Origin of the sequence: Polaromonas sp., from assembly GCF_030680935.1 — a bacterium.
Taxonomy (GTDB): Bacteria; Pseudomonadota; Gammaproteobacteria; order Burkholderiales; family Burkholderiaceae_C; genus Polaromonas.
On record NZ_JAUXUP010000026.1, the window covers coordinates 1 to 26,096 of the forward strand.

General features: G+C 63.0%; 23 protein-coding genes. 3 read left to right on the forward strand and 20 right to left on the reverse strand.

What is annotated here, in order from left to right; all coding sequences use genetic code 11:
• Positions 1–212: 212 nt before the first annotated feature.
• Positions 213–1,382, reverse strand: coding sequence for an acyl-CoA dehydrogenase family protein (locus Q8L50_RS06935; protein ID WP_305347933.1), 1,170 nt, complete (start codon positions 1,380–1,382; stop codon positions 213–215).
• Positions 1,383–1,457: 75 nt separating this feature from the next.
• Positions 1,458–2,339: a MaoC family dehydratase N-terminal domain-containing protein gene (locus tag Q8L50_RS06940; protein WP_305347934.1), complete on the reverse strand. Its 882-nt coding sequence runs from the start codon at positions 2,337–2,339 to the stop codon at positions 1,458–1,460.
• A 181-nt stretch (positions 2,340–2,520) separates the two neighbouring features.
• Between Q8L50_RS06940 and Q8L50_RS06945 the strand changes: the two genes are divergently transcribed.
• Positions 2,521–3,411, forward strand: a complete 891-nt coding sequence (locus Q8L50_RS06945; protein WP_305347935.1) for a LysR family transcriptional regulator — start codon at positions 2,521–2,523, stop codon at positions 3,409–3,411.
• Between the two features lie 201 nt (positions 3,412–3,612).
• Here the strand turns inward: Q8L50_RS06945 and Q8L50_RS06950 are convergent, their stop codons facing one another.
• The 4 genes from Q8L50_RS06950 to Q8L50_RS06965 form a co-directional block, all read right to left on the reverse strand.
• Positions 3,613–4,401, reverse strand: coding sequence for an enoyl-CoA hydratase/isomerase family protein (locus tag Q8L50_RS06950; RefSeq protein ID WP_305347936.1), 789 nt, complete (start codon positions 4,399–4,401; stop codon positions 3,613–3,615).
• Entirely contained in the window at positions 4,398–5,597 is a 1,200-nt protein-coding gene (locus tag Q8L50_RS06955; protein WP_305347937.1) for a CaiB/BaiF CoA-transferase family protein, read from the reverse strand. The genes Q8L50_RS06950 and Q8L50_RS06955 overlap by 4 nt, the downstream gene beginning before the upstream one ends.
• 106 nt (positions 5,598–5,703) lie before the next feature.
• Positions 5,704–6,672 (reverse strand): tripartite tricarboxylate transporter substrate binding protein, encoded by a 969-nt coding sequence (locus Q8L50_RS06960; RefSeq protein WP_305347938.1) that lies wholly within the window; start codon positions 6,670–6,672, stop codon positions 5,704–5,706.
• 76 nt (positions 6,673–6,748) lie between these two features.
• Positions 6,749–7,969: an alanine--glyoxylate aminotransferase family protein gene (locus Q8L50_RS06965; RefSeq protein ID WP_305348047.1), complete on the reverse strand. Its 1,221-nt coding sequence runs from the start codon at positions 7,967–7,969 to the stop codon at positions 6,749–6,751.
• A gap of 115 nt (positions 7,970–8,084) precedes the next feature.
• Between Q8L50_RS06965 and Q8L50_RS06970 the strand changes: the two genes are divergently transcribed.
• Positions 8,085–8,768: a GntR family transcriptional regulator gene (locus Q8L50_RS06970; protein ID WP_305347939.1), complete on the forward strand. Its 684-nt coding sequence runs from the start codon at positions 8,085–8,087 to the stop codon at positions 8,766–8,768.
• On the forward strand, positions 8,765–11,839 hold the full coding sequence (locus Q8L50_RS06975; RefSeq protein WP_305347940.1) for an FAD-binding and (Fe-S)-binding domain-containing protein: 3,075 nt from the start codon (positions 8,765–8,767) through the stop codon (positions 11,837–11,839). Before Q8L50_RS06970 ends, Q8L50_RS06975 begins: the two co-directional genes overlap by 4 nt.
• Here Q8L50_RS06975 and Q8L50_RS06980 read toward each other — a convergent pair.
• The 14 genes from Q8L50_RS06980 to Q8L50_RS07045 all read right to left on the reverse strand — a co-directional run bounded on the left by Q8L50_RS06980 (position 11,829) and on the right by Q8L50_RS07045 (position 26,086).
• Positions 11,829–12,818, reverse strand: coding sequence for a glycerophosphodiester phosphodiesterase (locus tag Q8L50_RS06980; protein ID WP_305347941.1), 990 nt, complete (start codon positions 12,816–12,818; stop codon positions 11,829–11,831). The genes Q8L50_RS06975 and Q8L50_RS06980 overlap by 11 nt on opposite strands.
• A gap of 52 nt (positions 12,819–12,870) precedes the next feature.
• Positions 12,871–13,470, reverse strand: a complete 600-nt coding sequence (locus Q8L50_RS06985; RefSeq protein WP_305347942.1) for a chalcone isomerase family protein — start codon at positions 13,468–13,470, stop codon at positions 12,871–12,873.
• 186 nt (positions 13,471–13,656) lie between these two features.
• On the reverse strand, positions 13,657–16,008 hold the full coding sequence (locus tag Q8L50_RS06990) for an ATP-dependent DNA helicase (protein ID WP_305347943.1): 2,352 nt from the start codon (positions 16,006–16,008) through the stop codon (positions 13,657–13,659).
• A 113-nt stretch (positions 16,009–16,121) separates the two neighbouring features.
• A complete protein-coding gene (locus Q8L50_RS06995) occupies positions 16,122–16,547 on the reverse strand; it encodes a potassium channel family protein (RefSeq protein ID WP_305347944.1) in 426 nt (141 codons plus the stop codon).
• 105 nt (positions 16,548–16,652) lie between these two features.
• A complete protein-coding gene (locus tag Q8L50_RS07000; RefSeq protein WP_305347945.1) occupies positions 16,653–18,122 on the reverse strand; it encodes a cobyric acid synthase in 1,470 nt (489 codons plus the stop codon).
• A complete protein-coding gene (locus tag Q8L50_RS07005; protein WP_305347946.1) occupies positions 18,119–19,117 on the reverse strand; it encodes an aminotransferase class I/II-fold pyridoxal phosphate-dependent enzyme in 999 nt (332 codons plus the stop codon). The genes Q8L50_RS07000 and Q8L50_RS07005 overlap by 4 nt, the downstream gene beginning before the upstream one ends.
• Positions 19,114–20,031 (reverse strand): adenosylcobinamide-phosphate synthase CbiB, encoded by a 918-nt coding sequence (gene cbiB / locus Q8L50_RS07010; protein ID WP_305347947.1) that lies wholly within the window; start codon positions 20,029–20,031, stop codon positions 19,114–19,116. Before cbiB ends, Q8L50_RS07005 begins: the two co-directional genes overlap by 4 nt.
• Positions 20,032–20,037: 6 nt before the next feature.
• Positions 20,038–20,631 carry a cob(I)yrinic acid a,c-diamide adenosyltransferase gene (cobO, locus tag Q8L50_RS07015; protein WP_305347948.1) on the reverse strand — a complete coding sequence of 198 codons (594 nt, stop codon included), beginning with the start codon at positions 20,629–20,631 and terminating at the stop codon, positions 20,038–20,040.
• A gap of 11 nt (positions 20,632–20,642) precedes the next feature.
• Positions 20,643–21,419 (reverse strand): ABC transporter ATP-binding protein, encoded by a 777-nt coding sequence (locus tag Q8L50_RS07020; RefSeq protein ID WP_370869762.1) that lies wholly within the window; start codon positions 21,417–21,419, stop codon positions 20,643–20,645.
• Positions 21,416–22,435: an iron ABC transporter permease gene (locus tag Q8L50_RS07025; RefSeq protein ID WP_305347949.1), complete on the reverse strand. Its 1,020-nt coding sequence runs from the start codon at positions 22,433–22,435 to the stop codon at positions 21,416–21,418. The genes Q8L50_RS07020 and Q8L50_RS07025 overlap by 4 nt, the downstream gene beginning before the upstream one ends.
• On the reverse strand, positions 22,432–23,301 hold the full coding sequence (locus tag Q8L50_RS07030; protein ID WP_370869763.1) for an ABC transporter substrate-binding protein: 870 nt from the start codon (positions 23,299–23,301) through the stop codon (positions 22,432–22,434). The genes Q8L50_RS07025 and Q8L50_RS07030 overlap by 4 nt, the downstream gene beginning before the upstream one ends.
• Positions 23,302–23,306: 5 nt before the next feature.
• On the reverse strand, positions 23,307–23,897 hold the full coding sequence (locus Q8L50_RS07035) for a bifunctional adenosylcobinamide kinase/adenosylcobinamide-phosphate guanylyltransferase (protein WP_305347951.1): 591 nt from the start codon (positions 23,895–23,897) through the stop codon (positions 23,307–23,309).
• Positions 23,890–24,741 (reverse strand): cobalamin-binding protein, encoded by an 852-nt coding sequence (locus tag Q8L50_RS07040; RefSeq protein ID WP_305347952.1) that lies wholly within the window; start codon positions 24,739–24,741, stop codon positions 23,890–23,892. Before Q8L50_RS07040 ends, Q8L50_RS07035 begins: the two co-directional genes overlap by 8 nt.
• A complete protein-coding gene (locus Q8L50_RS07045) occupies positions 24,734–26,086 on the reverse strand; it encodes a cobyrinate a,c-diamide synthase (RefSeq protein WP_305347953.1) in 1,353 nt (450 codons plus the stop codon). Before Q8L50_RS07045 ends, Q8L50_RS07040 begins: the two co-directional genes overlap by 8 nt.
• Between the last annotated feature and the right edge of the window lie 10 nt (positions 26,087–26,096).

The following is a 26,096-nucleotide window of genomic DNA, read 5'->3' on the forward strand; positions in this document are numbered from 1 at the left end:
TTCGGTTGCCAGGGCATGGGCCTCTCCTTGCGTTGATCGCAAGCAAGAAGTGTTTCCTATGTCCTCGCACACCTGTTTCCCATGTCTCCTGTCCATACAGCGACGCAAAAGAAAGTGAGTTGCCGCCGGGCAACCCCCGGCCAGCGAGCGCAGACGAACTAATGAAGCTTTAAAGAGAAACGCGTTCATATCTTCAACCACGGTCGGACCGCTCAGAACGACCTCGGCAACCCAAGCAGATGCTCCGCCACATAGGAGTAAATGAGGTTGGTGGAAATCGGCGCCACCTGGTACAACCGTGTCTCCCGGAACTTGCGCTCCACGTCATATTCACAGGCAAAGCCAAACCCGCCATGTGTCTGCAAGCACATGTTGGCCGCTTCCCACGAAGCCTTTGCGGCCAGGTACTTCGCCATGTTGGCTTCGGCGCCGCAGGGCTTGCCTGCATCAAACAGCTCGCAAGCCTTGAAGCGCATCAGGTTGGCCGCTTCGGTTTCTATGTAGGCGTCGGCCATCGGGAACTGCACGCCCTGGTTCTGGCCGATGGGCCGGTTGAAGACGACGCGGTCACTCGCGTAGCGGCGCGCCTTGTCGACAAACCAGTAGGCGTCGCCAATACATTCGGCGGCGATCAGCGTGCGTTCGGCATTCAGGCCGTCGAGGATGTACTTGAAACCCTTGCCTTCTTCGCCGATCAGGTTCTCCTCGGGGATCTCGAGGTTGTCGAAGAAAACTTCGTTGGTCTCGTGGTTCACCATGTTGAGGATGGGTTGCACCGTCATACCATGGCCGATGGCGTCTTTAAGATTGACGATGAAGATCGACATGCCTTCGGATTTTTTTTTCACGTCAGCCAGTGGCGTGGTGCGCGCCAGCAGGATCATCAGGTCCGAATGCTGGATGCGAGAAATCCAGACCTTCTGGCCGTTGACGATGTATTTACCGCCCTTCCTGACCGCAGTGGTCTTGAGTTGTGTGGTGTCGGTGCCGGTGGTCGGCTCGGTGACAGCCATGGATTGCAGACGCAATTCCCCTGTGGCTATCTTCGGCAAGTACAGTTTTTTCTGCGCGTCGGAGCCGTGGCGGAGCAGCGTGCCCATGTTGTACATCTGGCCGTGACAGGCACCGGCATTGCCGCCAGCGAAGTTGATCTCTTCCATGATGACGGACGCCTCGGCCAGGCCGAGGCCGGAGCCGCCGTACTCGGCAGGAATCAGCGCCGCCAGCCAGCCCGCTTCGGTCAGCGCGTTGACAAATGCCTCGGGGTAACCGCGCTCATGGTCGACTTTTTGCCAGTAGGCGGAATCGAAAGACGCGAGCATGCCGCGCAGGGCCTCGCGCATGTCCTGGTACGCGTCGGGAGTGGGGATTTGTGTTTTCATGAATGGTGTCTTTGGCAAACTTTAAAAGTTGTTGTCATCCCGAAGCGATTCCGGGCTCAGCGGGCGCTGAAAGGCTCAGGCCAGCGTGGCCGTGGCCTGCATGGTGAGCCAGCCTTCGTGATCTTCTGTCCAGAGGCTGATGGTCTTGCCATCGGCTGACGGCAGCCCGTGCAGCTTGAAGGGCCAGAGGTCGAACACCGGACGCACCGCGCGAAATTCGAACTTCAACAGGCGCGCGCCGGGCATGTTTCTGCGCAGCAGGTCGGCCAGCAATGTCGCAATCAGCGGGCCGTGCACGATCAGGCCGGGGTAGCCCTCGACCTCGGTCACATACTTGCGGTCATAGTGAATGCGGTGGCCGTTGAAGGTCAGCGCGGAATAACGGAACAGCAGCACGTCATCGGGCACGATCTCGCGGCTCCAGGCGGCGTTTTTGGCCGCGAGCTGCGGCGCCGGCACCGGGTCGCCGGGCTGGGGATTGGCGCGATAAACAATGTCGTGTTCTTCGGTCAGGGCCAAGCCCTGACGGCTGCGCACCGCATGCTTGACCAGCACAAACACCAGGTCACCGGTGCGTCCCGACTTGTGGGTGACTGACTCGATGCGCGAGGTGCGCGTCACTGCATCGCCGACCTGCAGCGGCTGCTGCTGCCACTGCAGGCGACCACCAGCCCACATTCGGCGCGGCAGCGGCACTGGCGGCAGGAAACCACCGCGTTGCGGATGCCCGTCGGGGCCCAGACCGGACTGCCGCGCGGCCGGCAAGAAATACAACCAGTGCCACAGCTCGGGAAGCGTGGTGCCCGGCACCGGATCGGCGTCGTCCCGGTCCAGCGTGGCGGACAGGGCGCGCACCGGAGCGGCGGTGACGCTGTCGCTGAAGGTTTCGGTCTTGCCGATCCAGCCCTGCAACGTTGTCAGCATGGCGGCATCCACAGTTCGACAGTCTGAATTCATGACGGCCATCGTCGGCCCATGCGCGCTGAAATGCAATCTGTCATTTCCACACCAAGACTTCTGAAATTTCGAAGGCTGAAAGCAGCTTCTTTGCAAGGGTTTATGGGTTCTCACCTCAGCAGCGAGTGGCGACAAGACTTCGTCAGGTCCGAAGACTCATGACTTTCGGTTAGCATGGTGCATGCAATTCGACCTGACGGACCTGCGCCTGTTCGTGGCCACCGCCGACGAGGGCAACATGACCCGGGCTGCCGGACGCCAGCACCTGTCGCTGGCGGCGGCAAGCGCGCGCATCAAGGCGCTGGAAACACAGTCTGGCCTGAGCCTGCTCTACCGCGAGGCCCGCGGCGTACGTTTGACGCCGCCGGGAGAAGCGTTTCTTTACCACGCTCGGGGTGTGTTGCGGCAGGCCGATCAGTTACGAACCGACCTGCAGGAGTACGGCGGCGGACTGCGCGGCCATTTGCGGGTGTTTGCCAACACCACGGCGGTGACCGACTTTCTACCCGAAATCCTGCCCGGCTTCCTGGCCGAAAACGCCCGAATCAACATCGACCTGCAGGAGAAACCCAACCCCGAAATTGCACGCGGCGTGCTGGACGGCAGGGCCGACATCGGCATCGTGGCCGGCAAGGTCGACACCCTGGGTCTGGAGTCCATCCACTTCAGCACCGACCGCCTGGTGCTGGCGACGGCGAAAAACCACCGCTTCGCACGCCGCAAAAAAATTACCTTTGCAGAAACCCTGGACGAGGACGCGGTAGGCATGCAGCCGGGCAGCACGCTGCAGACATTCCTGGGACAAGTGACCGATGCACTGGGCAAGCCGCTGAAACTGCGCATCCAGCTCTCCAGCTTCGATGCGATGTGCCGGATGATTGGCGCGGGGGTCGGGGTCGGCATCGTGCCGGAGTCGGCGGCGCGGCGCAACCAGGCCGCCATGGGTATCTCGTTGATTGAGCTGACCGATGCCTGGAGTGTGCGTGAGCGCTATATCCTGGTGCGCAACCGCGCAGCCCTGCCCCGCTACGCCGAGTCACTGATAGAGACGCTGTGTGCGCACTACCGCTGAGCTGAGGCGGGCTCTCGCGCCCGGCCTTCGTCCTCAGTTGCGCAGCTTGCCGTCGCGCGTGCCCCTGCCCAGCTCCACCTACTTGCGGCCATGGTGCCGGCTGGATGAATTGGCTACGGTGAAGCCGCCAGTGTCATAACTGCCCTCGGAATGTCACTGCTGCCACGCCGCGCGCACTTGCAAAAAATACATGGCCCGACTCTAGCCACCCTTCCAGAGAGGATGTCGTTTTTCAACAAAGGCCGATACGCCTTCATGAAAATCAGTACTGCCGTAACAGCGGCGAATTAGGTCCTCGTCCGGCGGCAGGTTGGCGCCCACCAGACGGCGCAGGCCTTCCTTGCTGACGCTTTGGGTCACCGGGGCCAGCGCGCTCAGTCGCTGGCAAAGCGCGCCCGCCAGCGCATCAATCTCGCTGGCGTCCACCCGCTCCAGCAGAAAGCCGCAGGCCAGCGCCTCATCGGCGGTCAGCACCTCGGCCAGCATCAACATGCGTTTGACACGCGGCGTGCCAAACACCGCGCAAAGCCGCGACAGATTGGCCACCGACAGGCAGTTGCCCAGGGTTTTGGCAATTGGCACGCCGAAACGCGAGCCGGCTGTGGCAATCCGGAAGTCGCAGGCGGTGGCAATCGCCAGGCCGCCGCCTATGGTCCAGCCCTCGATCACGGCGACCGTGGGCATGGGCAAGGACTCCAGCCGGGCGATGCACTGGTCGATCTGCTTTTCGTAAGCCACGCCGTCCTCGCCGCTGCTGAAGGTGGTGAACTGCTCAATGTCGGTGCCGGCCACAAAAGCCTGGCCACCGGCGCCGCGAAATGTCACGACCCGCACCGATACGTCGGCCTTGAGCTGCTCGCAGATGGCATTGAGTTGCTCGTACATGGCCCAGGTCATGGCGTTGCGCGCCGCAGGACGGTCAAACAGCACCGAGGCCACTCCGGCGCTGATGCTCAGGTGGACGCTACCCTTGGTGGCCGCCTCGGTCATGCTGCAAAAGCCCCCTGCTCGCCCAACGCGGCCTGCTCTTCGGCACTGATGCCCAGCTCGGCCAGCACCTCGGCCGTGTGTTCACCCAGGCGAGGCGGATGGCGCCGCACCTGCTGCGGCGTGCCGGACATCTTGACCGCAAAACCAATGTTGGGCACCTTGCCTTCGACCGGGTGGTCGATCTCCATGCGCATCTCGCGCGCCTTGGCATGGTCGCTCTCAAAGGCTTCGGGGTAGGTCAGGATCGGACCGGCAGGAATGCCGGCTTCCAGAAAAGTGCTGACCCAGTAGTCTTTGGGCTGGAGGCGAAAACTTTTCTCCAGCTCGACTTCCAGCGCATGGCGGTTGGCAAGCCGCAGCGAGATGGTAGAGAAGCGTTCATCGGCCAACAGCTCTTCGCGGCCCATCAGCTTGCACAACTGCAGCCAGAGCTTCTGGTTGTTGGCGCCCATCACAAAGTAGCCGTCGGAGCAGGCCATTGCCTGGTAAGGCGCGGTCATTTTGTTCGAGGTGCCCAGCGGCTCGGGCGGCTTGCCGGTGCCCCAGTAGTCGCAGATGTCCCAGACCGAAAACGCCAGCGCCGAGTCGAACAGCGACGCATCCACATGCTGTCCCTGCCCGCTGGTCTTCGCGCCGATGAACGCGGACAGCGTGGCATACACCGCGAACAGCGCGCAACCAATGTCGGCCACCGGCACGCCAGCCTTGACCGGTGGGCCACCCGGATACCCGGTGACACTCATCACGCCCGACATGGCCTGCGCCATCAGATCGAAACCGGGCCGGTCCGACCACGGCCCGGTCTGGCCGAAGCCCGAGATGCTGGTGTAGACCAGGCGCGGGTTGACTTCTTTCAGCACCTCGTAACCCAGCCCCAGTTTTTTCATCGCGCCGGGGCGGTAGTTCTCCAACAGGATGTCGGCATCTTTTGCCAGCCGCAGCAGCAAGGCCTTGCCTGCCGCCGACTTGAGGTTGAGCGCAACGCTGCGTTTGTTGCGGTTCATGTTCAGAAAGCCGAGGGAGTCCGGCCCCTTCATCTTGAAGCCCATGGCGCCGCGTGTCTGGTCGCCGCTGCCGGGCGGTTCGATCTTGATGACGTCGGCGCCCATGTCTGCCAGCAGCATGCAGGCATAGGGGCCAGCCATGACCTGACTGATGTCCAGCACGCGCACCCCCTCCAGGGGAAGTTCTCTCATGGTTGTCTGTGTCTTTCAAGGTCCAGGCCAGCGCGGAACCGGCTTAGCCGGGCCGCAGATGGCGCCCCCTGAGGGGGAAATGGCCGCCGGCCATATCGGGGGGGAGTCAAGACTCTGCCTTGACGCCGCCATCCTTGATGATCTTGGCCCACTTGATCTGCTCGGCGCGCATGAAGTCGCCGAACTTCTCGGTAGAGCCGCCGCCGTCCTGGGCGCCCGAGGCGGCCAGCTTCTCCATCACGTCCGGCATCTGCATGACCTTGTTGACATCCTCGTTCATGCGCTTGGCCAGGGCCAGCGGCATCTTTGCAGGGCCGGCCAGCCCGTACCAGGTGGTCGCCTCAAAGCCGGGGAAACCCGACTCGGCCATGGTCGGCACATTGGCATAGGCCGGCACGCGCTGCAGCCGCGTCTGCGCGATCGCGATGGCCTTGCCGCTTTTCACATGGGGCGTTGCCGCCGTCATGGTGTCGAAGCTGTACTGGATGGTGCCGCCTATCAGGTCAGTGAGCATGGGGCCCGAGCCCTTGTAGGGCACATGGATGGCATCAACCTTGGCGGCCAGCTTGAACATTTCAAGCGCCAGGTGCTGGGCAGAGCCGGTACCGGCCGAGCCGAAACTGACCTTGCCCGGATTGGCGCGGCACAGATCGACCAGGTCCTTCACGGTTTTGGCGGGCTGGTTTTCATTGCAGATCAGCAGATTGGGCGTGACACCGACCAGCACCACCGGCTGGAAGTCTTTTGCCGCGTCGTAGTTGACCTTCTGCAAGGCCGGCGTGATGGCCTGGCTGTTGATGTGGGCCATCAGCAGCGTGGCGCCGTCGCCGGGTTGCTTGGCCACGTAGTCGGCGGCGATGGTGCCCGAGGCGCCCGCCCTGTTCTCGACGATGACCTGCGTTTTCCACATCTCACCGAGCTTCTGGCCGATGACACGCGCCAGGATGTCGGTGCCGCCGCCGGGTGCGAAGCCGACGATGATGCGCACCGGCCCTGTGGGCAGGTTCTGCGCCAGGATCAATGAGGGAAAGGCAAGTGCCGCGGCGCCGGCGGTTACGAGGGTTCTGCGTTGCATGGTTTGTCTCCGGTGGGTGTTGAAAATCGTCAAGGAAGCGGAAAAACGCGGGAAAAGGGGAGAATAAAAACGGCGCTCAGGCTGCCTTGCGCAGCGGCACCACAGCGGCGTGGCTGGAAAAATAGTCCATCGCCGCCAGCACACCCGAGCCGGCCAGCTTGACGCCGGAGAGCTTAAGGCCCATCTCGCAGCCCGACAGCGCAGCCATCAGGGTGAGGTCGTTGCAGTCACCGAGGTGGCCGATGCGGAACATTTTTCCCTTGACCTTGCCCAGGCCGGTGCCCAGCGAGCAGTCAAAGCGCTCGTAAATGATCTTGCGCACCGCGTCGGCGTCCACGCCTTCGGGCGTCATCACGCCGGTCAGAATGGGCGAATACACGGCGGCATCGGCGCACTGGATCTGCAGACCCCAGGCCTTGACTGCCGCGCGCACACCTTCGGCCCAGCGCTGGTGGCGCGCAAACACCACATCCAGGCCATGCTCCAACAGCATGTCGCAGGCTTCGTTCAGGCCATAAAGCAAATTGGTGTTGGGCGTGGACGGCCAGTAGCCGGTCTTGTTCATCTCGATGATTTCGTCCCAGGCCCAGAAGGCCTTGGGCAGTTTGGCGGTCTTGCTGGCCTCCAGCGCCTTGACAGATACCGCATTGAAGCTGATACCGGGTGGCAGCATCAGGCCTTTTTGCGAGCCGCTGATGCTGACATCCACACCCCATTCGTCGTGTTTGTAGTCCGCGGAGGCCAGGCCGGAGATGGTGTCCACCAGCAGCAGGGCCGGGTGTTTGGCCGCATCCATGGCTTTTCGCACCGCAGCAATGTTGCTGGTCACGCCGGTGGAGGTTTCGTTGTGCACGACGCACACCGCCTTGATGCTGTGTTGGGTGTCGGCCTTCAGCCGTTCCTCGATCAGGTCGGCGCGCACGCCGTGGCGCCAGACTTCCTTGCCGGGATCGCTCATGACTTCGGTCTTCAGGCCGACACGCGCGGCCAGCTTTTGCCACAGCGCTGCAAAGTGGCCAGTCTCGTACATCAGCACATGGTCGCCGGCGCTCAGGGTGTTGACGAGGGCCGCTTCCCAGGCGCCGGTGCCGGATGCCGGGTAAATCATCACCGGCTGTTTTGTCTTGAAGATTTTCTTGATGTCAGCCAGCACCTTGAGCCCCAGCGCGCCGAACTCCGGGCCGCGGTGGTCGATGGTGGGCAGGCTCAAGGCCCGCAGGATGCGGTCGGGTACCGGCGAGGGCCCGGGGATTTGCAGAAAGTGGCGGCCAGTGGGGTGGTAGTCGAGCGTCAGCATAAGAAACACAATCAATGAAGGTTTGTCATTTTTTGCATACAAAATCTTTTTGTCAAGCGGCTCAACCCTGAACAGCAGGTTTGACACCTCATCTTTTTGCATACAAAATCAACCTATGACAGCCGAAATCATCAATATTCCGCGCGCCGCCCTGCATGAACAGGTAGCCCACCGCCTGCGCCAGATGCTGGTTGAAAACCGCATCGCGCCGGGTGCCAAGCTCAACGAGCGTGAGCTCAGCGAGGTGCTTCAGGTGTCGCGCACACCCCTGCGCGAGGCCATAAAAATGCTCGCCGCCGAGGGCCTGGTCGAGCTGCTGCCGAACCGCGGCGCCATTGCGGTGGAGCTGACAGAAACCGATGTGCTCAACACCTTTGAGGTCATGGCCGGGCTGGAAGCGCAATCGGGCGAGTTGGCCGCAGCACGCATCACCGACGCTGAATTGGTCGAGATCAAGGCCATGCATTACGAAATGCTGGCGGCCTTTACGCGGCGCGACCTTCCCGCTTACTACCAGCTCAATGCCGCGATTCACCGCGCCATCAACAGCGCCGCCAAAAACCCGGTACTCACCGCCACCTACAACCAGGTCAATGCCCGGTTGCAGGCCTTGCGCTTTCGCTCCAACCAGGATGGCGACAAATGGCGTGCCGCCGTACAGGAGCATGAGCAGATGATTGAAGCACTGGACCGGCGCGACCCGGTCGCCATGCGGGCTGTGCTGCTGGCACACCTGCACAACAAGCGCGCCGTGGTGATGGAACAACTGCGGGCCGGACAACAGGCGGCCAGCGCATGAGCGCCGCCCTGCCCCTGACGCTGACCGGAGACACAGCGGCCCACGCCTACGACAGTGTGGCGCGCATCAGCAATGAAGTGGCCGGCAGGCTGGCTGCGCGACTCGCCAGCGAAACCCAGGGCGAGGTACTTTTCTCGGCGCCTGACCGTGGCCGTTATGCCACCGATGCGTCGATCTACCAGGTGACACCGGTCGGTGTATTTGTGCCGCGCAGCGCACCCGACGTCAAAACCGCGCTCGACATCTGCCGCGACATGGGCGTACCCATGGTGCCGCGCGGCGCAGGCACCAGCCAGTGCGGCCAGACGGTGGGCACCGGCCTGGTGGTCGACTATGCCAAACACCTGCGCAACATCATTGATGTCGACGCGGTGGAGCGCACCGCAGAGGTAGAGCCCGGCATTGTGCTCGACCACCTCAACGCAGCCCTGAAAAAACATGGCCTCTGGTACCCGGTGGATGTGTCCACCAGCGCACAGGCCACGCTGGGCGGCATGGCGGGCAACAACTCTTGCGGCAGCCGCAGCATTGCCTACGGCAACATGGTGCATAACGTGCTGGGCGCGCAGGCCTGGACATCCGCCAGCCAGCTGCTGCAGCTGGGCTCCTACGCCACCAGCAGCGGCAAGGCACGAGAGCTGGGCAACTACGTGCGCTCGCTGGCCGAAGAGCTGCACCCCGCCATCAAGCAGATGTGGCCCAAGGTAATGCGCCGCGTGGGCGGCTACAACCTGGACATTTTTGACCCGCAGAGTGAGCGGCCCTACACCAGCGACGGCTCGGTCAACCTGGCGCACCTGCTGATCGGAAGCGAAGGCACGCTGGCCCTGACCAAATCTCTCACGCTGCGCCTGAGCGAGCTGCCGCGTGCCAAGGTGTTGGGCGTGGTGAACTTCCCGACCTTTTACCGCGCCATGGATGCGGCCCAGCACATCGTCAAGATCGGGGATGGCACGCTGACAGCCGTCGAGCTGGTGGACCGCACCATGATTGATCTGTCGCTGCAAAACCCGGCGTTTGCGCCCACCATACGCAGCGCGCTGATTGACCAGCCCGCTGCCATCTTGCTGGTCGAGTTTTCGGGTGCGAGCAAGGCCGAGTTGTTGCCCAAACTCAAACGCCTGGGCGAGCTGATGGGCGATTTGCTGCTGCCCAACTCGGTGGTTGAAATGACGGACGACGCACCGCAGAAAAACCTGTGGGAAGTGCGCAAGGCCGGGCTCAACATCATGATGAGCCTCAAGGGCGACGGCAAGCCGGTGAGTTTTATCGAAGACTGTGCCGTGCCCCTGGAGCATCTGGCCGAATACACCGACGCACTGACGGAAGTTTTCAGAAAATACGGCAGCAAGGGCACCTGGTACGCCCATGCCTCGGTGGGCACCCTGCATGTGCGGCCGATTCTGGACATGCGGCGCGAAGGTGCGCCCAAGATGCGCGCGATTGCCGAAGAGGCTTCAGAGCTGGTGCGCAAGTTCAAAGGGGCTTACAGCGGCGAACATGGCGACGGCCTGTGCCGGGGGGAGTGGATCGAGTGGCAGTTTGGCCCGAAGATCAACGAGGCCTTTGCAAAAATCAAGCAGGTCATGGACCCGATCAACCTGCTGAGCCCGGGCCGCATGGTCAACCCGCCGAAGATGGACGACACGCGGTTGATGCGGTTTGCACCTGGCTACAAAGTCATACCGATCCAGACCGCACTCGACTGGCGCGTCTGGGACGTACAGAACGACCCGGTCACCGAGCAAACCAGTGCGCCCGGCAGCGGCGGCGATCCGGCCCAGGGTTTTGCCAAGGCCGTGGAGATGTGCAACAACAACGGCCACTGCCGCAAGTTCGATGCCGGCACCATGTGCCCCAGCTACAGGGTCACGCGCGACGAAAAACACCTGACGCGGGGCCGCGCCAACACCTTGCGGCTGGCCTTGAGTGGCCAGCTCAGCGGCCTGGACGCAGCTGACGCCCTTGCCAGCGAGGAGGTCAAGGATGCGCTGGACCTGTGTGTGGGATGCAAGGGCTGCAAGCGCGACTGCCCCACAGGTGTGGACATGGCGAAGATGAAGGTGGAATTTTTGCACCACTACAAGGCCAGGCACGGCTACACATTGCGCGACAAGCTGGTGGCCCGGCTGCCCGACTACGCGCACTGGGCCAGCCGGCTGGCACCATTCCTGAACCTGCGCGACAAAATTCCGGGCCTGGCGGCGCTGAGCGAAAAGCTGACCGGTTTTTCAGCCAGACGCACGCTGCCGCAATGGAAAACGCAAACCTTCTTCAACACCGCACCGAGAGGCGCCACGCGCGCGGAAGTGCTGGCCGCCAGCAAGCCCGTGGTGCTGTTTGTAGATACCTTCAACGGCACGTTTGAATCACACAACGCCACTTCAGCATTAAAAGTGCTGCAAGCCGCTGGCTACACAGTGCATGTAGCTACCAAAACCATAGCAGATGGCAAACACCTGTGTTGCGGCCGCACCTACCTGGCCAGCGGCATGGTGGAAGAAGCGAAGGCCAAGGCGCGCGAGGTGGTCGATGCCCTGCTGCCCTTCGCCGAAAAAGGCATCAGCATCGTGGGTCTGGAGCCGTCCTGCCTGCTGACGCTGCGCGACGAGATGCTGGTGATGGGCCTGGGTGAAGACGCTCACACCATCAGTCAGCACGCCCTGCTGCTGGAAGAGTTTCTGGCCCGCGAAGCCGTTGCGGGCAAGCTGGAAGAACTCAAGGGCAAACTTCAGGCGGTGGACCAGCCCATCTTGCTGCACGGCCACTGCCACCAGAAAGCCTTTGGTGCGGTCAGCCCCATCATGGAGGTGCTCAAGCTGATTCCTGGTGCGAAACCAGCATTGATTGAATCGAGTTGCTGCGGCATGGCAGGCAGTTTTGGTTATGAATCCAGTCACTACGAGGTGTCCATGCAGATGGCTGAGTTAAGCCTGCTACCGGCGGTACGCCAGCAGCCTGATGCCATCGTGGTGGCCGATGGCACCAGCTGCCGGCACCAGATCCGCGACGGCGCGCAGCGCGAGGCGGTGCATGTGGCGGTGCTGCTGGCGCAGCAACTCAGGGCGTAACAGGCGTCGGGGCAGGCAGTGCCATGCCCCGACGCTTCATCTCTTCGCGCAGCAGGTCGGGCCGGTCGGTGACGATGCCGTTCACGCCCATGTCAAACACGGCCGCCATACGGGCCGGCTCATTGACGGTCCAGGCCAGCACCTGCAGACCCAGAGCCTGCGCTTCCTTGACCTTCTCAGCCGTCAGATCCAGATGAAAAGCCGACCAGGTGTGGCCACCAGCGGCCTTGATCATTTTGGGCACCGAGCGGTAGTCGCTGTAACGCAGGCCGGCGGTCCACGGTGAAGGCTCGGCCTTGTCGACACCAATGTTGTCCCCGTTGCCACGCTGGATAGTCAGGTACACGGTGGGAATCTCGGGCGCCTCGCGCTGAATCACTTGCAGGGTGCGCCAGTCAAACGACAGCACAGAGCTGCGGGAGGCCATGCCCGCCTCACGAATCGCGGCAACCACAGCGCGGGCGAAAGCCTCGGGCGCCAGGGTGTCTTGCGGCGCCAGCGGCGAGAGCTTGGTTTCAATCGCGAAACGAACCTGGTCGTTGCCCGATTTTTTGACCAGCGCAAACAGATCGGCCAGGCGCGGTATGCGTGTGCCGTCGATCGCTTTCTGATCCGAAAATTGCCGCGCGTAGTTGGTGCCGGGCTTGATGCGGCCCACGTCGTAACGAGCTACTTCTGCAAAGCTCAATGAAGACACCGCAGGGCCTGGTGCATCGATAAAGCGTCCGTCCGGACCGCGCGTGATGTCGGGGTTGAGTGCCCGGTCGTGCGTGACCACCAGCACACCGTCCTTGGTGATGGCGATGTCCAGCTCCAGCGTGGTCACGCCTATGCCAAGCGCCTGGGCAAACGAAGGCAGCGTGTTCTCGGGGGTCAGTGCGCGGGCACCGCGATGGCCCTGCAGGTCAAAACCGTGGCTGTGCAAGCTCGCCGCCAGCAAGGCGGCGGCGAGTGTGAAGTGGCGAATGGTCATAAGCATCGGTATCCCCTTTGACGGGCAGTGTAAGGCGTCGCAAAGGGGGGGCTGATCCTCAGATGGCGCGACCCAGCAAGGCGCTTTTCAGCTGCTCGTCCGCGGGCTTTGGACCCACCCACATGCCAAGCAAGGCCTCAAACAGGGCGGGCTGAGGGAAAGCCTCGCCCTGTTGCTTGCCATTGATGCTGATGACCGTGCCCTGACCCGGTTGCCAGGCGATCTGGAAGCTGTCGCCAGCCGCCAGCTTTTTCTGCTCGCCCAATATTTCCCCCAGGCGGAACAGCGCAGGGATCAGGGTGGCCAGCTGCGCATCGCTGGCGCTGGCCTGCATGCCACGCGCCAGCAGATCACCCATGTCAGAGGCGCTGATGTCTTTGAGCATGACCACGCGCAACTGCTTGGCGCCGGGGTTGCCCAGCACTGAGTCGGGTGTGGCGAGCTTTTGATCAAGGTACAGACCTGCGGTGTACAGGCCGCTGCCGCTGTGCTGCCGTACGCCTGCGCCATTGAGTTGCAGCGAGGTAGCACCGGTTTGCAGCACCCGGGGATGCGTCACGCCGCCCAGATCGAGCGCGATGGCAGGCGCCATGGCGGCCCACAGGGCCAAAGGCGTGAATGTGTTCAAAGCCAGTTTGGCGAAAGAGAAGGTTTTCATACATGCCTTTGAAGTGCAGAGCGGGAGTGCCCTGGACACAGGCTATCAGCGCAATGCCGGCAACATTAGGGTGTGCAGTCTGTCACGCGCCTGTCACGCGCCGGGTGCACCGATGTCGGGACAGCACGCACCAAAAGAGCCGTGCCTGCACCAGCCAGGCATGAAAATCAGCGCGCATTCAGGCCATCACCCCGGGGTGACGGCTTGTTCAATCGCGTCAGGCGCAGGCAATGGTTGAGCGGGTGCCCGCGCCCTGCGCTGCGACACCTTCCACCAGCCAGGAAGCAAGGCCTGCACCTTGGGCTGCGCGTAACGGTCGTCAATCAGGTACACCACACCCTGGTCTGACTCGGTGCGGATCACACGGCCTGCGGCCTGTACCACTTTTTGCAGGCCGGGGTAGAGGTAGGTGTAGTCATGGCCCTTGCCGAAGCTGGCCTCCATGCGGAGTTTGATCTGCTCGTTGACCGGGTTGATCTGCGGCAAGCCGAGCGTGGCGATAAAAGCGCCAATCAGGCGTTTGCCCGGCAGGTCTATGCCCTCTGAAAACGCGCCGCCAAGCACCGCAAAACCGATGCCGCGGGACTCCCCGGTGAAACGCGCGAGAAAATTTTTCTTCGCGGCCTCTTCCATGCCGCGCGATTGCTCCCAGACCGGAATCTCGGGGTGGCGTGCCTTGAACAGTTCGGCCAGTTGCTCCAGATAATCAAAGCTGCTGACAAAACTCAGGTAGTTGCCGGGCGCGGCAGTGAATTGCTGCGCCATCAGCGCCACCATCGGCGAGAGAGAGTTTTCACGATGCTGGTAACGCGTGGACACGTCCCTGACCACCTGCACCGACAGCTGCGCCGCAGTGAATGGCGAGGTCACGTCCATACAGACAGTGTCCTCCGGCAGGCCCAGCATGTCGCGGTAAAAATCCGTTGGGCTCAGGGTGGCCGAAAACAGCGCGGCTGAACGCGCCGCAGCAAAACGCGGTGACAGAAAAGGCGCCGGCACCACATTGCGCAGGCACAGCAGCGCCCCACCGTCCCCCTGCGTAATGTCAAACAGCGAATGATCGCCAAGTAGCTCGGCCATGCGCGAGAAATGCAGCACCTCGAAGAAAAAATCCTGCAGCCGTGCGTCAATACCTGCGGGGTGATCGGCCAGATGGTCCAGGATGGCGCTGGCGGTCTGCTGCAAGGCGCCGCGAAAGGCCTGCGGCACGTCTTCATACACCTGGTAGACCTCGACCTGATCGCGGTGCAGCTCGTACCAGCTGCGCGCAAGCCGGTCCAGCACGCCCTTGATCGCCGTGGGTGCCGCCTGCCGGGCCAGCGCCAGGTGGGCAGGGTCCAGCTCGGCCGAATACATTTTGCGGGCACGCTCAACAAGGTTGTGTGCTTCATCCACCAGCACACTGACACGCCACTGGGTGGCCTGGGTCTGCGCAAACAGCATGGCATTAACATCAAAATAGTAGTTGTAGTCGCCCACCACCACATCGCTCCAGTGCAGCAAGTCCTGGCTCAGGTAATAGGGGCAGACCTGATGTGCCAGCGCCACCTCGCGCAGCGCGTTTTTGTCCAGCGCGGCGGTGCTGGCGGCCGCCACATCAACCGCAGCTTGCCGCGCCGCCGGTAACCGGTCATAAAAACCCTGGGCCAGTGGGCAGGCGTCGCCGTGGCAGGCTTTGTCGGGGTGTTCACAGGCCTTGCCCTTGGCCACCAGCTCCAGCACCCGCACCGGCAGGCCCGGCGCAGCGGTCTTGATGAGGGCCATCGCATCCAGCGCCAGCTGCCGGCCCGGCGTTTTGGCCGCGAGGTAAAACACCTTGTCGAGTTGCTGCGTGGGGCAGGCCTTGAGCAAGGGAAACAAGGTACCGACGGTCTTGCCGATGCCGGTGGGGGCTTGCGCCATGAGGCAGCGACCGCTGCTGGCCGATTTGTACACCGCCTCGGCCAGATCGCGCTGGCCGGGGCGAAAGCTGTCGTGCGGAAAGGTCAGCGACGACAGGGCCTGATTGCGCGCAGCACGATGCGCCAGCTCTTGCTGCGCCCAGGCGCTGAAGCGCTCGCACTGATCTTCAAAAAATACCTGCAGGTCCGCAGCGCTGTGCGGCTCGACGATCAGCGTTTCTTCCTGCGTGGCCACGTTGAAATACACCAATGCCAGCTTGATGTGTGGCAAACCTTCTTTCTGGCACAGCAGGTGACCGTAGACCTTGAGCTGCGCCCAGTGCAGATGCCGGTGGTTCTCACGCATGGTCTCCAGGTTGCCGCGAAAGGTCTTGACCTCTTCAAGCTGGCCCAGCTCGGCATCGTAGCCATCGGCCCGGCCACGTACCCGCAGGTTTTTGTAATCGCCGCTCAGGCTGACTTCGGTCTGGTAGTGCGGCGGGCGCCGCATCGCCACCATGCGGTGACCGGCCATGCCTTCGAGCGCTGAGGGTGACGGTGTAAAACGCAGGTCGAGGTCACCGCGCTTGGCAGTGAAGTCACAAAGTGCACGCACGGCCACGACATACGGCTTGTCCGGGTCGTGGTGGGTGCTCATGGGAAAGTGTGGGTTGGTGGCGATACTGTATGAATAGCCAGTATTGTAGCCAGCACGCCGGTGCCCCTCGACGCCGCAGTCGGTTGACACGGTGTCAGCGTGCTGTCGGCACGCTACTTCGCGTTCCAGAACTTCTGCATCTCGACAAAAAGAAAGGACGCTGTCCAGGTGATCAACACCAGGCCCGTCAATGACTCGATGCCCGTCAGGAACCGCAGGTCACCTGTGGGCTGGATGTCGCCAAAACCCAGCGTGGTGAAGGTGGTGAAGGAAAAATACACGCAGTCCATCAGGCTGCCATCAAAACTTCCCGTCAGGTGGCCCCATGCCTTGGCCTGATTCATGAAGTAGTAGGCAAAGGCAAACACCCAGACCTCGACCGCATGAGCCACCAAGGCGCCGCCTACACCCAGCAGGATGCGCAGGCGATGCCTGATCTTCACCCGGGCCAGCAACAGGGTCAGCCGCAGCAGGAATTCGTAGTGAATGATCACGGCAATAGACACCACAGCAATATTGGCGAGTACAACAACGAACACAACGATCCTTCCGATACTTGTTTGAAAAATCGGAGGCCTACACCCCACCGGCGCGCGGAAGGTGTGCGCGGCAACTGGTGGAACTATAAGCCGCGTAGCGGTCCGTCAGGCGGCGCGGTCGGGCGCCGGTGCAATCAGTGCGTCCAGCACGCCCGCGTCGAAATGTTTGTCGATGTAATCGGCCAGTCCATCAAACACCGAATCCAGCGTGGGGGTGCTGGCACCAAACAGCGCTTGCAGCACCGCCGGGTCTTCAAACAGGCCATGCAGGTAAACACCCAATACATTGCCGCTGCCGTTTTGCCAGGCCAGGCCGTCCGACATGACGGCATGCGCCACATCGCCGGCTGCAGCCATGGCGCTGTGCGCTGCAGTCTGGCCGTGGTGGATTTCGTAGCCCTGCACGGTCACACCCGACAGCGCCGACCACGCACCGCCCACCGACGAAAAAAGCGCGCGCCTGTGCCGCACGGTCTTGTCGGCATCGAACAGCGTGACCACCGGCAGCAGCCCCAAGCCGGGGCCGTTGCCGTCGATGCCGTGCGGATCGATCAGCGCTTCGCCCAGCATCTGCAGGCCGCCACAGATACCGAGTACCGCCCCACCCCGCCCTGCATGTGCCGCAATCGCGCTGTCCAGGCCCTGCGCGCGCAGCCAGGCCAGGTCACCGCTGGTGTGTTTGGAGCCGGGCAGGATGATCCAGTCGGCGTCGATCAACTCTGCGGGGCTGCGTACCCACTTGAGGTGAATACCCGGCACGTTTTTGAGCGGCTGGAATTCGTCGAGGTTGCTGATGCGCGGATAGGCGATGACGGCCACAGTTCGCGTGACAGCGCCAGAGCGCACGCTGGTGGCATCAAACACACCATCCTCTTCCGGCAGGCCGTGTTGCCACCACATCGGCAGCGTTGCAACGGTGGGCACACCGGTCAGGTCCTGCAACATTTGCGGGCCGGGTGCCAGAAGCGTCGCATCGCCGCGAAACTTGTTCAACACAAAACCCCTGATCAGCTTTTGCTCTGCCTGATCCAGCATGGCCCAGGTGCCGTAGAGGTGCGCAAAGGCACCACCACGGTCGATGTCGGTGACCAGCAGGCAGGCCGCGTTGGCATGTTGCGCCACACGCATGTTGACGATGTCGCTGTCTTTCAGGTTGATCTCGGCCGGTGAGCCCGCGCCTTCCATCACCACCACATCGTTTTCTGCCAGCAACTCGTCCAGCGCCTGCGCCACCACCGGCCAGACCGAGGCGCTGCGGCCACGCCAGGCCATGCGCGAGAGTTCGGCATTCACCTGACCCATCAAGATCACCTGGCTTTGCGTGTCTTTTTCGGGCTTGAGCAACAGCGGGTTCATGCGCACCTCGGGCTCGGCGCGCGCCGCCAGCGCCTGAAAGTACTGCGCGCTGCCGATTTCACCCCCCGCCACCACTCTTGCGTTATTGCTCATGTTCTGCGCCTTGAAGGGCGCGACCTTGAGCCCCTGCCGCGCGTAATAACGACACAACGCGGTGGTCAGCCAGCTTTTTCCGGCGCCGCTGGTGGTGCCCAGAACCATGACACTTCTTGCGCTCATATTGCCTTGCCGATCAGGTGTTGCCACGCATTGTGCAGCGCATCCTGCGCGGCCGGCGACATGGCACTCATGCGCACATGGCCCGGCAGGCCGAAGGAAGTGGCGTCGCGCAGCTTGATGCCCTGCGACCGCAGCTGTGCCAGCGCCTGCGGCAGGCTGATGCCCTCAGGCAAGGCAGGCTGGGCGCAGAAGAAGTTGGTGTTGCTGAGTAGGACATTCCAGCCCAGCGATTCACACAGCGTGACTTGCCGCGTTTTCCAGTCGCGCAAGGTAGCAAGGCTTGCAAACAGCCAGCCTTGCACGTCGGGCGTGGTCCACGCGTGCAACATCGCCACCCCGTGTGCCCCCACAGGCCATGATGGTGCGAGCCCCTCCAGCTGCACCACCAGCTCTTCTGAGCCGGGAGGCGCAATCACGTAGGCCGCGCGCACACCGGTCAGGCCCAGGGCTTTGTTCGGTGTCCAGAGCTGCCAGAACTTTTGCAACACTTCCTGGCCCACCGCGAGCGCACCAGTTAGCCGCAGCGGCTCATAGGCGCGGTCCAGTACACACAATGCGCCGCCGCCCAGCAGTTGATCCAGCCCCGCATGTGCGACGCCCAGCGGGCTGGAGGGGTCACAGGCCCAGCGCAGTTGCGCCTGCCCTGCCCCGGTGGCCAACGGCAGCTTCCAGGCCTGCGCTGCGTGTGCATAGTCGCCATAACCGTGCGGCGGCAGCCAGACGGCACGTGCACCGCGCAGCACGGCAAGTGCTGTGATGCGAAAGATGAATTCGCTGGCGCTGCCGGCCAGCACCACGCGCTGCACATCAACATCATGAAAATCTGCAAGCTGCCCCCGCAGCGCCGTGTAAGTGGCGTCCGGGTAACACGTCGGATCGGCCCTCTGCACAGCGGCCAGCGCAAGGGGGCACGGTCCGCAGGTATTGCTGTTGCTGGAAAAATCGTGCAGGGGAACGCCCCCCTGATCGGTCCCGCCATGGCTGCGGGGTTTCACGCACCACCTCCATTTGCTATTAATACAATAGCTGTTGATGCAAGTACAGCAAGGGCTACAACCACTTTTAATGAGACAGCCAGAGCCAACGGCGTATCCGTGGCTTCAGGCGCCCTGCGGCCTGCATTCAGCGCATAGACGCCGGGTTTGCGCAGGTACACGCCCAGGGCGAGTGCCATGGCAGCCATGGGCCAGCCGCTGTTCGGCGAGGGCGTGCGCCGCGCCTCGGATCGCAGGTTAGCAAGGCAAAAGTTGCGCGTCACCGCCCAGATCAATAAAGCCGTGAGGCGCGCGGGCAGCCAGGACAAGACATCGTCCGCATATGCGGCCCACTTGCCGGCCCACTCCCAGCGCCCCCGGTAGCCCCACATCGCATCGGCGGTGTTGGCAAAGCGGTAGATCGCCGCACCGGGCAGGCCAAACAGCACAAACCAGAAAATGGGCGCAACGACTGAATCATTGAGGTTTTCAGCCAGGGATTCGATGGCGCTCTCTCGCACCTCGCTTTCGCTCAAGTACGTCGTGTCGCGGCTGACCAGCCAGGACAGGCGCTCGCGCCCGGCAGACAGCGAGTGTTCAAGTGCGGCTTCCACCGCGCGCACTTCGTCGTGCAGCATGCGCCAGGAGAACATGGGCTTGAGCAGGACAGCCAAGGCCAGCGCGGACAGAAATTCAGGCAATTGCGTCAACGCCAGGGCCTGTAGCCACCCCGCCAGCCAGCCCGTCGCCAGCATGCCCAAGCACCAGACCAGCATGCCGGCGCCAAATGCCGCTGCAGCGGGCAAGCCGGGCAAACGCTGGCCTGCTACCTTGAGATAAAACCCCATGGCCACCACCGGGTGTATGGCGGCAGGCGGTTCACCCCAGAGCCGGTCGATCAGCAGCGCCAGCAACAGGGCGGCAAGCAGGGCCATGGGCGCTCAGTCTTCAATGCCGCGTTGCGCCGGAATACCCGCATTGAAGGCGTGTTTGACCTTGGTCATTTCGGTCACGGTGTCGGCCAGCTCGATGATTTCGGGCGGGCAACGCCGGCCGGTGATGACCACATGCACATGCGTGGGGCGATCAAACAGGGTCTGCACCACTTCTTCAACGCCACCGATGGGCTCCATCCAGCCGTAAATCAACGGGTAGGTGAACTCGTCGAGCACCACCATGAAGTTGTCGCCGCTCATGATGGCGGCTTTTGCCCGCTGCCAGCCGTCGCGCGCCAGTTGCGCCGAGTGTTCCAGGTCCTGGCTTTTCCAGCTGAAGCCGTCACCCAGACCTTCGATCGGAATACCCAGTTGCTCGAACATGCGGTGTTCACCAAAACGCGCCGAAGGCACCTTCATGAACTGGAAAATTTTCACCGCCTTGCCGTGCACATGGTGGCGGCCATGGGCACGCAGCGCCAGGCCAAAAGCGGCGGTACTTTTGCCTTTGCCATCACCGGTGTTGACGATGAGCAGGCCACGACGTTCCCCCTCGGGCTTGGCATAGGGTTTGTCGGTGGGAGGTGTTTCGATTTGCATGCTGATCTCTTTCAAATTCTGGGCAGCGCCACCCATTGACCGGCCAGCTGGTGTACGCCTATGCGGTGGTCAAACACCAGCTCCAGTGCGCGGTGAGTCGCCGCATCATTGCAGGCGCCGTGGTGCGTGACCCGGCCTGCGGCCATGACCACCATGTCGTCGGCGTGCAGCGCAAATGAAATTTCGTGCAGCACGCTGACCACGGTTTTACCGCTGGCCACCAGTTGCCGCACGATCTGCAGCCAGTCGGTCTGGTGCGGCGGGTCGAGGTTGGCCAGCGGCTCGTCCATCAGCAGCACCTGCGCTTCGGTGGCCAGCGCCCGCGCCAGCAGCACACGCTGGCGCTCACCGCCCGAGAGCTGGCCCAGGGGGCGGTCACGCCCGTCCCAGGCGTGGGTGGCGCGCAAAGCACGCGCTACCGCCGCATGGTCGGCATCGCTGGGCGGTGCCAGCCAGGGCTGGTGTGGCAGCCGGCCCAGCATGGCTACGTCGTAGGCGGTCAGGTCGTCGGCAGAGCTTTCGTTCTGGCCGAGCCAGGACAGTTGCTGCGCACGTTCCCTGGCGCGCAGCGTGGCCAGCGGCTGGCCCAGCAGCAGCACCTCGCCCGCATGCGGCAGTAAATTTGCCAGTACCTTGAGGAGCGTTGATTTGCCCGCCCCGTTGGGGCCCACAATGCTGGTCCAGCGTCCCGCCGAAAAAGCCACGGAGATGTTGTGCAACACCTCGATGTTTCCGAGTTTTGCCCTTATCCCGCGGGCGCCAACAGCTACTGAATCAATAGCATTCATAACCCGGCTCCGCGCCCGGTGCGCCTGTGCATCAGCCACAGCAGGTAACCGCCACCCAGCACAGCAGTGAGCACACCTACCGGCAACTCCTGAGGCGCGATCAGGCCCCGGGCCAGAATGTCGGCCGCGGTCAGCAGTACCGCGCCAGTCAGGCTGGACAACACAATCAGCCGGCCGTGTGTGGTCTTGATGACCGAGCGCACCAGGTGCGGCGCGGCCAGGCCAACAAACGCAATCAGCCCGGTTTGCGCCACGGCCGTGCCAGTCGCCAGTGCCAGCACCGCCACCAGGGCCGCGCGCATTTGCGGCAGCCTCAAACCCAGGCTTTGCGCGGTGGCTTCACCCAGCGCCAGGCCGTCCAGCACATGGCTCATCATCCAGGCCGCCAGCAGGCAAAACACAAACACGCCAAGCATGATGGCGCAGGCGGTCCAGCCCACAAAAGCGGTACTGCCCAGCATGAAGGCCTGCATGGCCTGCATGATGTCGGGCGTGAGCAGCAATATCAGCGAGCTGAAAGCGCCCAACACCACCCCCACAATCACACCGGCCAGCAGCAGTCGCAAGGTATGCTGCACGCCCTTGGCCAGCAGCAGGGTCAGCAGCACCGCCGCGACCGCGCCAACAAAGGCCGCGCCCGTCAGGCCAATACGCGCCACCCAGTGTGTGGCCAGTGGCGACACGCCAAACAGCGCCATGGCCAGTGCCACGCCCAAGGCAGCACCCGAGGCGCTGCCTAACAAATAGGGGTCGGCCAGCGGGTTGCGAAACAGGCCTTGCGCCACGGCGCCAGCCAAGCCCAATAAGGCCCCAGCCAGCCAGGCGCCCGCCGTGCGTGGCAGGCGAATCTCCCAGATGATTTGCATCGCCTGCGGATCGCGCTGCATGTTCAGCACACTTTCAAAACCGGTGCTGCCCACACTGACACCCAGCAGCAACAGGCCAGCGCTGACCAGAAGCAGCACACCCATCAACCAGAAGGCGCGGTGCTGATAACGGGCAGCGGGATGATTCATCGCGCGCCCCCGCCCGCATATTTTTCAAGGCAATTGGCCATCAGCCGCGCGGCTTCGGCCATGCGCGGGCCGGGGCGCACCACCACATCGGACTCGTCAACGCCGAACACGCAGATGCGCTGTTCCCTGACCGCCTTGATGCCGCCCCAGCCCGGGTAAGTGGCCATGGCCTGCATGCTGCGGTTACCGACCATGATCACGTCCGGGTTGGCGCGCACCACAAACTCGGGGTTGAGCTTGGGAAAAGGGCCCAACGAGGCGGGCACCACGTTGTGCACACCGAGCCGCGTCAGGGTTTCGCCAATAAAGGAGGACTCGCCCGCCGCATACGGTCCGCGGCTGACTTCAAAATACACCCGTGCCTTGCGGGCCTGGGGCGACAGCGACTGCGCTGCTGCCGACACACTGGTATCGATAACGCGCCAGAGCCGCGCGGCGCCCTGCTCTTCGGGCACCTCCAGCAGCAGGCCCAGCTTGTGCAACACGCGCCGCACATCGGCATGGCTTTTGGGCTCCAGCGCCACCACCTTGATGCCCAGCGATTCCAGACGGGTGATGACACGCGACGAGGTCGCCAGCAAGACGACGTCGGGCTTGAGCGCCACAATCGCTTCGATGTTCGGGTCCAGCCCACCGCCCAACGCGGGCAGTTGCCGCACCAGCGCGGGATGGTTGGAATAACGGTCCCGTCCGACCAGCCGATGGCATTGCGCCATGGCGCAGACACTTTCTGTCAGCGAGGGCAACAGGCTGATGATGCGTTGTGGCGACTGGGAGAAATTGACTGTGACATTGCGGTCGTCGGTCAGTTGCAGGGCGTGTGCCTGGCTCGTGATCAGCCAAAAACAGGTCCACAACGCGGCAATACTTCTCACGACTGGCCCTTCAGCGAGAGCGGCAACCCGGCGGCCATGAAGGTCACGCGCGCGCAGACCTGTGCCACCTCCTGATTCAGGCGGCCCAGCGCGTCCACAAAGTCACGGGTCTCTCGCCCCATCGGAATCACGCCGAGACCAATCTCGTTGCCGACCAGCACCAGTGGCCCCGGCGCAGCCTCAATTGCTACTAAAAGCATAGCTGCCTGCATAGGTGCAGAAAGGGCTGGAGCCTGATTTGGCTTGAAGTTTTCAGCCGGCATCAGCAAATTGGTCAGCCAAAGTGTCAGGCAATCGACCACCAGCAAGGTCTGCGGCGCACTGTGCTGCGTGATGGCCTGTGCCAGTTGTATCGGCTCCTCCACCGTCACCATGCCTGGCACGCGCTCGGCCCGGTCTAGCTGGTGCCGGGTGATGCGTTGGCGCATTTCATCGTCCCAGGGCCGGGCGGTGGCAATCAGCACAGCACGGTGCTGCGCAGACTGCGCCAGCCAGTCTCTCGCCAGCAGCTCGGCACGGCGCGACTTGCCGCTGCGCTGGCCGCCGAGGATGAATTCGCTGTGCTGGAGCCTGTGCTGTTCACTCATGTTGTTCAGACCAGCCCATGATGATGCGGTGAATTTGCTCCACGCCCTCGGTCAAGGCCGCTGGCCCCGGCTGCAGAATTTCTGCCGACTTGATCTCAAACAGCTGCCTGTTTTTGACCGCGTTGACCTCGTCCCAGCCGGGCCGCGCCAGCACATGCGCTGGCCGGAATTTGCGGCCACACCAGGAGCCAAAAATAATGTCAGGGTTGCGCCGCACAATCTCACTGCCGTCGGCAATGATGCGGTCCTTGCCCATGGCCTGCGACGCCAGCTCCGGGAAGCAGTCGTCACCCCCGGCGATACCCATCAGCTCCGACACCCAGGCAATCGCGCTGATATGCGGGTCGTACCACTCTTCAAAAAATACGCGCGGCCGGCGCTTGAGGTTTGCAGCCGCCTGTTCAATTTCCAGCAGACGCCGCTGCATGCCCTGCATCAACTCCCGGCCACGCGCCTCCTGCCCCACCATGGCGGCAAGCTGGTACATCATCGAAAAAATCTCGGCCACGCTGCGCTGGTTGAAGATGGTGACCTGAATGCCCTTTTTGACCAGCTGTGCGGCAATGTCGGCCTGCAGGTCAGAAAAGCCAATCACGCAGTCGGGCTTCAGATCGACGATCTTGTCGATCTTCGCGTTCAGGAAAGCACTGACCTTGGGTTTTTCCTCGCGCGCACGCGGCGGCCGCACGGTGTAGCCGGATATGCCGACAATGCGCCGCTCTTCGCCCAGCAGGTAGAGCCATTCGGTGGGCTCCTCGGTCAGGCAAACGATGCGCTGCGGGCCATAGGCCGAGCTGTCCTGGCTGGCGGCCAGGGTGCGCCAGTTGCCGGAATTTTCAGTCATGGCTGTCCTTCATGAAAAGCCCGGCCGCAGCCACGGGATTGGACGCAAACCAGGCGTGGAAATAGCTGGCCCGGACGGCCCCTGATACATACAAGGCCTCGCCCTCGCCGCGCAGTTTGCGTCCGGACGCCGCTTGCGTGCGCGCTGCGACGGGCAAAGGCGTGGCACAGGTCGAGTAATGAAAGGCATGGCCGCGCAGAGCGCCACCCGCCACGCCGCTGGCTACGTCCAGTTGCTGTGGGCCCAGTGCGGCCAGCCGCTTTTGCATGGTGACGCTGCCGGGCAACACGCCCCACATCGGGTGGCTGCTGCCGTCCACCGTGGTGAGCTGGTCAAACAGCGCCATCATGCCGCCGCACTCGGCCCAGACTGGCTTGCCCGCCTGCACATGGCCCAAGATGGCGTTTTTCATGGCGCTGTTGGCGGTCAGTGTGTCGGCATGTAATTCGGGGTAGCCGCCGGGCAACCAGAGCGCATCACACACGGGCAGGGCACCGTCTGCGAGCGGTGAAAAGAAGGCTAACTGGGCACCCATAGCGTGCAGACAATCAAGATTGGCCGCGTATATAAAACAGAAGGCGGCATCACGCGCCACCGCAATGGTTTGGCCTTGCAACGCGCAGGCTGGAAAGTTGTCTGCCGCTGAATCAGGCGCCGCAAAATCCACAGCCCAGGCCTGTAGATCGGCCACGCCCATCTGGCCCAAGGGAGAGTCAGCCAGCGCATCAGCGGCCGCATCCAGCCGTGCCATCGCATCGTCCAGCTCGTGCGCCATGACCAGACCCAGATGCCGCTCAGGCAGGGTCACGGCCTCGCTTCGCATCAGCGCGCCCAGCCATTGCGCCGGGTCGCGCAGACTGTCGCGCAACATCGTGGCGTGTCCCTCAGAAGCAACCCGATTTGCCAGTACCCCCGCAAAGCGCAGGCCTTCGCGGTAATGCTGCAGCCCCCAGGTCAAGGCCCCAAAAGTGCCGGCCATGGCGCTGGCGTCTATCACCGTCAGCACTGGCAGGTCAAAGCGCTGTGCCAGATCGGCGGCGCCAGGCTCCCCGTCAAACAGGCCCATCACACCTTCAACAATGATCAGGTCGGCCTCTTGCGCGGCAGCGTGCAAACGTTGTGCGCAGTCCAGCTCGCCGGTCATCCATAAATCGAGTTGATACACAGGCGCGCCGCTGGCCAGACTTAACCAGTACGGGTCCAGAAAATCCGGCCCGCACTTGAACACCCGCACCCGCCTGCCCTGCCGTACATGCAGCCGCGCCAGGGCGCAGGCAAGCGTGGTTTTGCCCTGACCGGATGCCGGGGCGGCGATGAGTATGGCGGGACAGCGGGTTGAAGGCATGGCGGCTGTT

Bases quoted from the DNA above. Each gene is read 5' to 3' on its own strand.
- Q8L50_RS07025 (WP_305347949.1), bottom strand. From the start codon at position 22,435: ATGAATCATCCCGCTGCCCGTTATCAGCACCGCGCCTTCTGGTTGATG.
- Q8L50_RS07000 (WP_305347945.1), bottom strand. From the start codon at position 18,122: ATGAGCGCAAGAAGTGTCATGGTTCTGGGCACCACCAGCGGCGCCGGA.
- Q8L50_RS07035 (WP_305347951.1), bottom strand. From the start codon at position 23,897: ATGAGTGAACAGCACAGGCTCCAGCACAGCGAATTCATCCTCGGCGGC.
- cbiB (WP_305347947.1), bottom strand. From the start codon at position 20,031: ATGGCCCTGCTTGCCGCCCTGTTGCTGGCGCTGCTGATCGACCGGCTC.
- Q8L50_RS07040 (WP_305347952.1), bottom strand. From the start codon at position 24,741: ATGACTGAAAATTCCGGCAACTGGCGCACCCTGGCCGCCAGCCAGGAC.
- cobO (WP_305347948.1), bottom strand. From the start codon at position 20,631: ATGCAAATCGAAACACCTCCCACCGACAAACCCTATGCCAAGCCCGAG.
- Q8L50_RS06980 (WP_305347941.1), bottom strand. From the start codon at position 12,818: ATGCTTATGACCATTCGCCACTTCACACTCGCCGCCGCCTTGCTGGCG.
- Q8L50_RS06935 (WP_305347933.1), bottom strand. From the start codon at position 1,382: ATGAAAACACAAATCCCCACTCCCGACGCGTACCAGGACATGCGCGAG.
- Q8L50_RS06990 (WP_305347943.1), bottom strand. From the start codon at position 16,008: ATGAGCACCCACCACGACCCGGACAAGCCGTATGTCGTGGCCGTGCGT.
- Q8L50_RS07020 (WP_370869762.1), bottom strand. From the start codon at position 21,419: ATGAATGCTATTGATTCAGTAGCTGTTGGCGCCCGCGGGATAAGGGCA.
- Q8L50_RS06940 (WP_305347934.1), bottom strand. From the start codon at position 2,339: ATGAATTCAGACTGTCGAACTGTGGATGCCGCCATGCTGACAACGTTG.
- Q8L50_RS06945 (WP_305347935.1), top strand. From the start codon at position 2,521: ATGCAATTCGACCTGACGGACCTGCGCCTGTTCGTGGCCACCGCCGAC.
- Q8L50_RS06985 (WP_305347942.1), bottom strand. From the start codon at position 13,470: ATGAAAACCTTCTCTTTCGCCAAACTGGCTTTGAACACATTCACGCCT.
- Q8L50_RS06950 (WP_305347936.1), bottom strand. From the start codon at position 4,401: ATGACCGAGGCGGCCACCAAGGGTAGCGTCCACCTGAGCATCAGCGCC.
- Q8L50_RS06960 (WP_305347938.1), bottom strand. From the start codon at position 6,672: ATGCAACGCAGAACCCTCGTAACCGCCGGCGCCGCGGCACTTGCCTTT.
- Q8L50_RS06955 (WP_305347937.1), bottom strand. From the start codon at position 5,597: ATGAGAGAACTTCCCCTGGAGGGGGTGCGCGTGCTGGACATCAGTCAG.
- Q8L50_RS07045 (WP_305347953.1), bottom strand. From the start codon at position 26,086: ATGCCTTCAACCCGCTGTCCCGCCATACTCATCGCCGCCCCGGCATCC.
- Q8L50_RS06965 (WP_305348047.1), bottom strand. From the start codon at position 7,969: ATGCTGACGCTCGACTACCACCCCACTGGCCGCCACTTTCTGCAAATC.
- Q8L50_RS06975 (WP_305347940.1), top strand. From the start codon at position 8,765: ATGAGCGCCGCCCTGCCCCTGACGCTGACCGGAGACACAGCGGCCCAC.
- Q8L50_RS06970 (WP_305347939.1), top strand. From the start codon at position 8,085: ATGACAGCCGAAATCATCAATATTCCGCGCGCCGCCCTGCATGAACAG.